The sequence below is a fragment of the Corynebacterium frankenforstense genome (assembly GCF_030211955.1).
GTDB lineage: Bacteria > Actinomycetota > Actinomycetes > Mycobacteriales > Mycobacteriaceae > Corynebacterium > Corynebacterium frankenforstense_A.
Window position 1 is genome coordinate 1 of the sequence record NZ_JASODI010000085.1, and the last position, 253, is coordinate 253.

The 253-nt window shown below is 59.7% G+C and carries 1 protein-coding gene; it reads right to left on the bottom strand.

The genetic code is table 11. The annotated features are described in order from the left end of the window. Positions 1 to 253 (bottom strand): hypothetical protein (locus tag QP119_RS11915; protein ID WP_423777811.1); only part of this gene is annotated, 253 nt, incomplete at both ends.

The following is a 253-nucleotide window of genomic DNA, read 5'->3' on the forward strand; positions in this document are numbered from 1 at the left end:
CAGCGTGGCGGCTAAGTCATCGGCTTCGTTGCCGCTGGTTGACCAGCACGGGACGCCGCGTTGCTCAAAGGCGGCGCGTAATGCAGGCATCTCGTCGTGCAACTCTTCCGGCATTGGCGGTCGACCCGCTTTGTAATCTGGTAAACGCTGATGACGCCAGCCGCTACTGCGGTTTTCATCATCAAAAACGGCGACAGCGTGGGTTGGCTGGCTGTGCATAATGAGCTGATCGAGCGCGTGCTGGCAGGTTTCG